Genomic DNA, 2,765 nt, shown 5'->3' on the forward strand with positions numbered 1-2,765 from the left:
CCATCCGCTCATTAAGTCAATAATAAGCGGTCTTTACGGGATATATTTGAAGGGTAATTCAATTATTCATCTTATTTTTACAGGTATGAAAACAACAACGCTCCTATTGCTTCTCCTTTTTCTAGTAAACAGCAGTTCGGCTGAAACGTTCATCCCCTATACCCCCGACTCTTTGAAAAAGGGCGATTGGGTGGAAATCGAGTCCGTCCACTACTATCCCTATGTGGCTCCGGGCATCGAAGAAAAGGTACCCTGGCGGGCGGAAAACATCCGACGAGTCATCTTTAAGGCGACCGTAACGGATCTGAATGAACGTACCCTCACCCTTGATTATACGTTCAAGAGCCTGTACGATTGCAGGAACGATACCGGGAAGCCCGGTTTCTACTATTTTGACAGCCGTTATCAGCAGGACTTCACATTCGATCACGAGATGGTCGGCAAACGGTTCCTGCGCGTCACATACGATCGGGAAAGCCAGAAAGCACATACTTTAGACAGACAAGAAACGACCTTTTCTTACTCGAAAAACTATGTTCCTTTCGGAGTAAGACAGGCAGGGTTGTCTGCCTATCCGGGAACGACTATCCAGGATTCCTTACCCTTGGACAAACAGCTTGCACCGGCGGTACAGGATATCCTGACCGGCTGGCAGGAAGACGGGATGCCTCGGCTGGCACAAAACATGCGGGTCATAGACGCCTCGTTCTCCCTTCCTCCGAATACGGAATTTACGTGTAGCTATGTCAATTTCGACTTGTCTGACGATTCGACCGTCCACAAAAAGATATTCATCGCCTACCCGACCGAACACAAAGTGGGCGAACGGGTGACGCTCCTGCTTACTCCGGGGGATTCCATCACGCAAGACAAAGAATTGTTTGCCACAACACACAAAAGACGTTATCAGGGACGGGGAAGCGAACAAAACAATTTCCAATACAGCTACCGAAGATTCGCCGACCTGTACGAATCAGACCTTTATATGTACCCTTCGGACCTCGAATCTCCCGATAAAATGAAAAAAGCCTTCCAACTCCGCAAATCTTTGTTCCAAAATGTATTAGCGAAAGATTTTAAAAACATGGATCCTTATTGGCAGATGGTATTCGAACGTTCGGAACAGTATCTTAAAGGGGCGCTTGCCCTTCATCTCTATATGTATGCCAGCGATAAAGAAGTTTGGCACAAAAGCGGCTTGGTCGACTGGCAAGCTCCCTATTTCGTCTCGGTCAATCCACTTATCGATTTTGCATACAGTATGCATCGACCGGAGGTCGCTAATTACTTTTATTTTTTGAATGTTTACACGATGTATAAGAAACAGGAATTGAAAGCAGATAACCTGAACCTAAAAACACAAAAAGCGAAGGAAAAATATTTATTGAATCCGGCAGATGATTATTATCTGAATAAACATATCCTCTCCGGCTTTCCCAAATATCAAGTAAACGGAATGAATTTACAATTTTTAATACACGATAAAACGTTAGCTGAAACTCAAGAAGATTACAACGATTTTATCCGCTCTTGTCCGGATACCAGCCTGACAAATCAGCTTCGAAGAGCATACGATAAACTATTGCCCTTCGAAGCCGGAAAAAATATCCGGGAAAGCGGCCTTAAGATAGCCGATAGCCTGCATCTGGTGAAAGGAAGCGACCGAAAATACATCCTGCTGTTTTTATCAACGAGGGAACAAGGTCTTCCAGCGCCAAGCCTTCAAAATGCACTCGATTTCAAGAAACGCCTCGAATCGGAAGGGCTGGCCTCCATCGTACAACTCGAATTATATTCAAAATTCCAATCTAACAATGCCAAACGGGTAAAGCCTTTTAAAGCTATTTCCGATCTGCAAATAGAAGAATTAAGGCGTAAGGAACTCGGCACCGTGACTATCCTGATGCGTGAAGACGGGACCATCCTCCATCGGCAATTTACGAATTGGCAATTTGACCCCAGCCCCGCCTTGGAAATCATTCAAAACGACCTGAAACGGGAAGACGAATCTTTCAACGATTTTCTAAAAGGATTCAAAGAAGGAGTATTAGGTACGCTTTTAATCGCTGCACAGGGTGAAAGGGAAGCAAAAGAAGGAACGTAACCGCCGCCGTATCCGTGAACTCGAACTACGCGCCATCCGTTCACAGATGAACCCGCATTTTATTTTTAATGCGCTCAGTTCGATCCAGAATCTGATCAACCGCTCGGCCAATCAGGAGGCGAATAAGTATTTGATCGACTTCTCACGCCTGTTGCGGAAAGTGCTGGCGACTTCCGAAAAGAAACTGGTCCCCCTCTCTGACGAGATCGAACAGTTGCAGCTCTACCTGAAGCTCGAACAGCTCCGTTTCCCCTTCTCCTACTCGCTGACGGTAGACAATAATATCGAACCGGATGCGATCGAGATTCCGGGGATGCTGATACAGCCTTTCGTCGAAAATGCCGTCAAACACGGAATCGCTCCGCGCGGTACGGGAGAAATCATAATTCGATTATCTTTGCAAGACCAGTTGTTGGTTATCGACATCATCGACGATGGTCCCGGAATGGTAACTGAAACGGAAAGCGGCTTCGGTATCCGTGCCATCAGCAACGAGTTCGAGATATTAAAGGATTTGTACAATACGGAAATCGGCATAACGATCGAAAACAGGCAGAAGAAGGAATCTGTTTCCGGTTGCCATGTCCGGCTATCCATCCCTTTATAAGACAAAATATGGACACCAAAATAACCGCAGCAATCGTAGATGACGAGCAGGGGA

2 protein-coding genes are annotated in these 2,765 nt (G+C 45.9%); both read left to right on the forward strand.

Features of this window, described 5'->3' with window-relative positions; genetic code table 11:
• The first annotated feature begins 85 nt into the window (after nt 1-85).
• Nucleotides 86-2,104: a sensor histidine kinase gene (locus BHV83_RS15575; protein ID WP_286757731.1), complete on the forward strand. Its 2,019-nt coding sequence runs from the start codon at nt 86-88 to the stop codon at nt 2,102-2,104.
• Complete coding sequence (locus tag BHV83_RS15580; RefSeq protein ID WP_286757732.1) at nt 2,076-2,711, forward strand: sensor histidine kinase; 636 nt, start codon at nt 2,076-2,078, stop codon at nt 2,709-2,711. The genes BHV83_RS15575 and BHV83_RS15580 overlap by 29 nt, the downstream gene beginning before the upstream one ends.
• Nucleotides 2,712-2,765 lie beyond the last annotated feature (54 nt).

It is taken from the genome of Parabacteroides sp. merdae-related_45_40, from assembly GCF_001915675.1.

What these genes read in the sequence shown, in the direction of transcription:
- BHV83_RS15575 (WP_286757731.1), top strand. Translation starts at nt 86, where the DNA reads ATGAAAACAACAACGCTCCTATTGCTTCTCCTTTTTCTAGTAAACAGC.